Origin of the sequence: Aeromonas sp. QDB11, from assembly GCF_027705265.1 — a bacterium.
Lineage (GTDB): Bacteria > Pseudomonadota > Gammaproteobacteria > Enterobacterales > Aeromonadaceae > Aeromonas > Aeromonas allosaccharophila.
The window spans coordinates 21,354-28,249 of record NZ_JAPDBM010000062.1 but is presented as its reverse complement, the minus strand read 5'-3'; the positions used below and the strand labels follow the sequence as shown (position 1 = coordinate 28,249).

At 57.2% G+C, this 6,896-nt stretch carries 4 protein-coding genes and 1 pseudogene; 3 read left to right on the top strand and 2 right to left on the bottom strand.

Translation table 11 applies throughout. The annotated features are described in order from the left end of the window. The 3 genes from OKC40_RS17865 to OKC40_RS17855 form a co-directional block, all read left to right on the top strand. Window positions 1-2,301 (top strand): type I secretion C-terminal target domain-containing protein (locus OKC40_RS17865; protein ID WP_270692855.1); only part of this gene is annotated, 2,301 nt, incomplete at its 5' end. An 86-nt stretch (window positions 2,302-2,387) separates the two neighbouring features. Next, entirely contained in the window at window positions 2,388-2,948 is a 561-nt protein-coding gene (locus OKC40_RS17860; RefSeq protein WP_182939399.1) for a hypothetical protein, read from the top strand. 56 nt (window positions 2,949-3,004) lie between these two features. Continuing rightward, window positions 3,005-3,721, top strand: coding sequence for an SIMPL domain-containing protein (locus OKC40_RS17855; protein WP_270796334.1), 717 nt, complete (start codon window positions 3,005-3,007; stop codon window positions 3,719-3,721). A gap of 56 nt (window positions 3,722-3,777) precedes the next feature. Here the strand turns inward: OKC40_RS17855 and OKC40_RS17850 are convergent. Next, window positions 3,778-5,115: pseudogene (locus tag OKC40_RS17850) on the bottom strand (IS4-like element ISAeme15 family transposase). Window positions 5,116-5,301: 186 nt separating this feature from the next. Beyond that, on the bottom strand, window positions 5,302-6,882 hold the full coding sequence (ahpF, locus tag OKC40_RS17845) for an alkyl hydroperoxide reductase subunit F (RefSeq protein ID WP_270796332.1): 1,581 nt from the start codon (window positions 6,880-6,882) through the stop codon (window positions 5,302-5,304). Window positions 6,883-6,896: the final 14 nt, after the last annotated feature.

Below are 6,896 nucleotides of genomic sequence, written 5' to 3'. Positions count from 1 at the left end.
GGCACGGTTGGGGTTAGCGCCGAGTTGAAGGGTGCCTTGCCGCACGCCATAGCCAACGGTGAAAACACCATCACCATTACCGGCATCACCGTTGTTGCTTCCGATGTCGATGGTGATTCGGCTACAGCAGCCGTCACGGTCAATGTTGTTGATGACGTGCCGACCGCAGCCAATCAGACCCAGTCTGGCCAGGCGGCGGTTAACCTGAACAGCAACCTGCTGATCGTGTTGGATGTCTCCGGTAGCATGGGTTATGACTCGGGTGTCGGCAGCATGGATCGCCTGCAAGTTGCGAAGAACTCGCTACTGGAATTGTTGGAACAGTACGATGCCCTGGGCGATGTGCGGGTCAGCTTTGTCACCTTTTCCTCGGGGGCAGATGTCGAGAGCACCTGGGTAACGGTCGCTGCCGCGAAGGCGGCCATTCTCGCCACCAGTGCCGACGGCAATACCAACTATGACGAGGCGCTGATAGACGCGATCAACGTCTATGACGATGCTGGCAAGCTGGCCACCGGCAACGTACAGAATGTCGCGTACTTCCTGTCTGACGGTTTCCCCAACAGGCCAACTGGTGACGCAGGTATCTCCAATGTGGCGGGTTCTGCTGCGGGCTGGCCAACGCCGTACTCCAACGGTGGCGTATCGGAGGAGCAGGCGTGGGTCAACTTTCTCACCGCTAATAACATCCGTGCATATGCATTGGGCATGGGGACCGGGGTGGATGCCACGGCGCTCGATCCGATTGCTTATAATGGAACTCCCAGCGGCGGCAATACCAATGCCATCGAGGTTGATGATCTGAATGACCTCACGGCAACCCTGGTGGCTACCGCTCAGGCATCGCCGATTCCAGGCAATCTAACATCCGGGGGTGGTTTCGGCGCTGATGGCGGTTTCGTTGGCAGTCTCGCGATTGCCGGCAAGACCTACACCTACGACAAGCTCACCAACACCTTTGTCGCTTCTGGTCCCGGTGCTAACAATGGCAGCCTGAGTGGAAACGTGTTGACGGTGACCATGGGTGGCGGCTCGAGCATCGCTGTGAACATGCTCACCGGGTCTTATACCTATACACCGCCGAGTGCCATCAGCTCGATTGTGGTGGCGACCATCGCCTTCACGCTCATCGACAATGATGGCGATGCCGCATCGGCCAACCTCAATATCAACATTACCCCCGGCCAGGGCGCGATGGTCATCCGCGATGATCTGGTGTTGACCAATGTGAACACTCAGTTGGGCGAAGATGTCATCAACATCCCAACCTGGGCACTGTTGGCCAATGACACAGGGCCGAACAGTGGACTGCTATCAGTCTTCAATGTGACGGATGGTACGAGTGGTGAGGTCGACCTTGTGGGTAGCGCTGTGGTCTTTACCGAGAACAGTGACAGCTCAAGTAATGGGGGCTCGTTCTCCTACAACACTTCCATCAACGGCAGCACAGCGCTGGACTCGGCAGTCGTGGATGTCACCCGCAGCGCCGGCTCCAATACGCTGAACGGTACCTTCCGCAATGAGATTCTGCTGGGGCAGGATGGCTCTGCAGATAAGCTCAACGGTGGTGATGGCGATGATGTACTGATCGGCTTGGGCGGCAACGATACCCTGGACGGAGGCTCTGGTAACGACATATTGGCTGGCGGGCTGGGTAACGACACTTTGATTGGCGGTACTGGTGTCGATACTGCGACCTACATCGACATCGGTGCCCTCGTGACCGTCAGCCTGAACACCGAGCTTCAGCAAAACACGAGCGGTGCGGGCCAGGATACCATCAGCGGAATCGAGAACCTGATTGGTTCCAACTTTGGCGATACCCTTACGGGTAACGGGAGTGCCAATGTGCTGTTCGGCGCGGGCGGCAATGACACCCTAGTTGGCCTGGGTGGTGATGACGTCCTGATCGGCGGTGAAGGTATCGATCTCCTAGTCGGTGGCAGCGGGAACGATATGCTGACAGGCGGGAGCGGCAAGGATACCTTCAAGTGGGGGGCGAGTGATGCCGGTGGTGTGGACGTTATCAAAGACTTCACAACCGGTGCCGGTGGAGATGTGCTGGATCTCAGCGAGTTGCTCACTGGTGAGCAACCCATCGCAGGCTCGCTGGATGCTTATCTCAACTTCAGTAGCGATGGTGCAGGGAAATCAACATTGACTATTGATTTGGATGGTACGAGTGGAGGAACCAGCCACGTCATAAAATTTGATAGTATTGACCTGACAACCTTGGGTAACAGTGACCTGCAGATCATTCAGAAGTTGTTGGATGATGGCAATCTGAAGGTTGATCCGTAACCTTGTCTCGGGGCCGGGCTTGCCTGGCCCCTGTTTTTTCCTCAAGGGGATGGATAAGATAGCGGCAGTAAAGGAGAGGGGTAATCATGCAGTCATTCAACTGGGTCGACATTGATGGCATCCGTTATAGCTGGGATGGGCAGGGGAACATTACCTGCGCCGGCCAGTTTGGCTATCAGGCCTCGATCGCGGGTGACCGGCTGGATGGGATGGAGATTGAGAATGAGGCCGGTGATGTAGCGGGCTCGCTCTATGTTGACTTTGCTGCGGCGTCTATCACCTATGTGCCTGTCATGGATACCGAGTCTGCCCATAACATGATTCTGGTGGGCCATGGTCAGGGCCAGCAGGAGTATCCGCTGGCGAGTTTTCACTCCCCGTTGTTGCACGATTTGCTGGGGCCGTCTGATACTATCGCCTGGTCTGCGATGGAGGAGGATAGTGGTGGCACCAATATCGGACAGGCAGTGCAAGGACACGTTCTGTCGTGGGACTCGTTTCATTTCGATGATGAGGTATTGGTCTGTGGTGCACCTCCGGCGCTGGATATGGCAAGCCAGAGCCAGGATCCCGGCAGCATGGTCACCATCAGCCTCGATCTGACCAATCAGATACTGGATCAGATCCCGCCACTGCACGATATATGAATCTCACTGTGCTGCGGGCATAATGGCCTCAATCTTGTTGATTGAGGCTTTTTTCTATGTGGCGTCCCCTTCTTACTCTTTCCGCTCTGGTTGTCAGTGCTCCGCTGCTGGCGATTGAAGTGCCGCAAGCGCCCCATCTGGTGGTGAGCGGTTATGCCGAGCAAAAGACCGAACCCGATATGCTCACCCTCAATGTGGCGGTGAGTGCACTGGATAAGCAGGGCCTCAAGGCCAAGCAACAGGTCGATACCAAGGTCGCAGCCTTTTTCAGCCAACTGGAGGGGTTGGGGATCAAGCGCAGCGATGTTGAGGCTGGCAACCTGATGGTCTCTCCAGAATATCAGTATGGCGAGAACAAGAAGCCGGTATTGCTGGGATACCGTGCCCAGCGGCAATTGGCGGTCAAACTCTATCAACTGGATAAATTGAGCCCCTTGATGGATATCGCTCTCAAAGCCGGGCTGGAGTCTGTATCCCAGATTGAATACGGGTTGAAATCGCCGCAAGTTATCAAGGAGCTGGCCCGTCTGAATGCCGTTGAGGACGCCAAAACCAAGGCTGAATCTCTGGCCAAGGCGTTCGGGATGAAGCTTGGCAAGGTGTACAGTGTGGAGTACCGCAACGCTTCGCCCATCACCGCCTACAGCCGCAACCTGAAGGCGGTGCAGACCATGGGGATGGCTGCCCCCGCGCCGGATATGGCGGATAACAGCTATCAACAACAGCAGATCACGGTAAGCGATAATATCGAGGCCGTTTTCTTGCTGGAGTGATGCCAGTCGTTTAAGTCCAGTCATGAACAACCCCGCCATTTGCTGCGCAATGCTGTTCACTTAAGCGGAGCCGCATTGCGATTTACCGGAAAACGGGTCTTTGATATCTTCACCGCCCTGGGTCTCGATGGCCTGGGGCGTTTTTCTATGAACATGACGCCTATGCAGCCCCGCAACTCTGCCAACCTCCGTGGCGTATGGGCTGGCGATAACGCGCCCGCCATCACTGCCATCTGGTTCGCGATGAACTGACAGGCAAACTTGAAGCTCACCTCATTGGGCGCTCGCCGATGGGCTACGGCGGCCTGGCTCGCCTCCCGCCTGACCAGATTTTATCCAAGCAGCAAACCCCACAGCTCCTGATAGACCAAGTCCACTTTCTTGCTTCTCAGCGTGATGGCGTTGTGCTGCATCGCACTTTTGATATCCCGGTATCCCAGCTCGATTTCCCAGCGCTCGTGGTACAGGGTCGCCACCTGCGCTGCGCTGAATCGCGCCACGGGCAGGGAGGTAAAGACCGTTTTCTCCTTGCCTGCCACCTCATAGGTCACTGCGCGAACTTGCCAGTGCGTTGGTAACTCGGGATTTTTCTTGCGAGCCTGAGGCGAGACCGTCATTTGCAACAGACGGTCACCGTCGCCATAGCGCTCCAGTTCCGTGTATACCAACCCCTTGCGTTCAGGGATGAGCCAGTGACGGTCGGTGTCTTCGGCCTGAATACGCAGCAACAGGTCGGCACCGAAGAAACCTTTATCCAGCAGAGTCACCGATTTGTCCGGCAATGAGTGAATGAACTCGCTGGCCAGGGGGATTTCCCCTTTGCGGTACGGGCTGATGGCCGCGTTGGCAATGACATGCGAGCGGACATTCATCAGCGTGACCAACCGCAGCATCGGGTAGGGTGTCTGCCGGTTGGTTGAGGTGTTACCCGAGCCGAAATGTGCTCTGAGTTCAGGCATATCCTGGGTCCGGAACAGGGCCCCATCGATGGCAAAGACCTGCAAACCGTGCCAATGGTCTTGAGGATAACGTTCCCGCCCCCACACATCGGCACACTGCTTGAAAAGCCACTCGAGCGGCTGTTTGCCGATTCGCTGACGGGCTTGAGACAGGGCACTGTCAGCGAGCAAGGCATCATTGGCCAACCCTTCGGCACAGATGTTGAGGCGCCGAGCGACCTCGGAGATGGGCTCATTGCGGAAAAAGGCCATGCCCACGACGAGCCACAAAACCATATCAGAAGGTAAACGGCGGCGGCGGATAGTGGCCTTTTCAGACAAGGCGGCAGCGGCAGTAATCCATTCGTCGGGAATATGGTCGGCAAAAATGGCCAGCCGAGCCAGCATGTCGCCAGATGTCTCAATAACATCGTTCAGGTCGTTTGCAATAGACATAAAAAAATCCGGAACCAGTGACTGGTTCCGGATTGTCCTACAGCAGAAGGATCGGTCAATAGATCCTTAACTGATCAGCATTGCGCCATTTGCTGCGGGGTTTTTATGTCGCATCGATGCAGATGTAAAAAAGCCGACGCTCGTGTTTACTTCATCGGGCGTCGGCTTTTTGTTGCGCGGGGTTTATCAGGCGGTAATGGCGTCAGCCTTGATCGCTTCCGGCGCCGGGTTGCGGATGAGGTAATCAAACGCACCCAGTGCGGCGGTGGCGCCGGCCCCCATGGAGATGATGATCTGCTTGAACGGTACCGTGGTGGCATCCCCAGCGGCGTAAACGCCGGGCAGAGAGGTCGCGCCCTTGGTATCGATCTCGATCTCGCCAAAGCGGGTCAGGGCAATCTCGCTCCCTTTGAGGAACTCGGTATTCGGCACCAGACCGATCTGGACGAAGATGCCAGCCACCGCCAGGTGCTTGATCTCACCGGTGGTGCGATCTTCGTAATCCATGCCGACCACCTTGCTGCCATCACCGATCACTTCGGTGGTGCGAGCGCTCATGATGATGTCGATATTGCCCATGGAGCGAGCCTTCTTCTGCAGCACTTCATCGGCACGCAGGGTATCGGCAAATTCCACCACGGTTACATGCTCGACGATGCCAGCCAGATCGATGGCTGCCTCGATGCCGGAGTTACCACCCCCGATCACCGCCACTCGCTTGCCCTTGAAGAAGGGGCCATCGCAGTGTGGGCAGTAGGCCACGCCCTTGGTGCGGTACTCGAGTTCTCCCGGAACGTTCAGATCGCGCCAACGGGCACCGGTTGCCAGGATCACGGCTCGGCTCTTAAGGGTGGCGCCGGAGGCGAGATCCACGTTCACATAGCCATCTTTGCTGATGGCGGCGGCACGCTGCTCGGTGATCACTTCCACACCGTACTGCTTGACGTGTTGCTCCAGGCTGGCGGCCAGCTTGGGGCCTTCGGTGTAGGGCACGGAGATAAAGTTCTCGATGCCGACGGTATCCATCACCTGACCACCGAAACGCTCGGCGACGATGGCGGTGCGAATGCCTTTACGAGCGGCATAGATGGCCGCAGCGGCGCCAGCCGGGCCACCGCCCACCACCAGCACGTCGTAGGGATCTTTCTCATTCAGCTCGGCGGCTTTGCGATCGCTGGCACCGGTGTCCAGTTTGGCGACGATCTCTTCCAGCGAGATGCGGCCCTGGCTGAACGGCTGACCGTTCAGGTAGACATTCGGGACCGCCATGATTTGACGTTCAGCGACCTCTTCCTGGAACAGGGCGCCGTCAATCATGGTGTGAGTGATGCCAGGGTTCAGGGTGGCCATCAGGTTCAGCGCCTGCACCACGTCCGGGCAGTTGTGGCAGGAGAGGGAGATATAAGTCTCGAAGTGGAACTCGCCCTTGAGATTGCGGATCTGCTCCTGTACGGCCGCATCGGCCTTGGACGGGTGGCCGCCGCTTTGCAGCAGGGCGAGCACCAGAGAGGTAAATTCATGACCCATGGGGATGCCGGCAAAGTGAACGCGCGGGGCTTGGCCCTGTGCCGCGACACTCATGGAAGGCTTGCGAGCGGCAGTGCCAGAGGTCTGGGTGATCTTGGGGGACATCTCGGCGATCTCGCTGGCCAGTGCCAGCAGCTCTGCAGATTTGTCGCTGTCGTTGCCGGACACGCTGATCTCGATGGGATTGACGATGTACTGCAGATAGGTGTTCAGCTGTTGTTTGAGGTTGGTATCCAACATCTTCGAATTCCTTC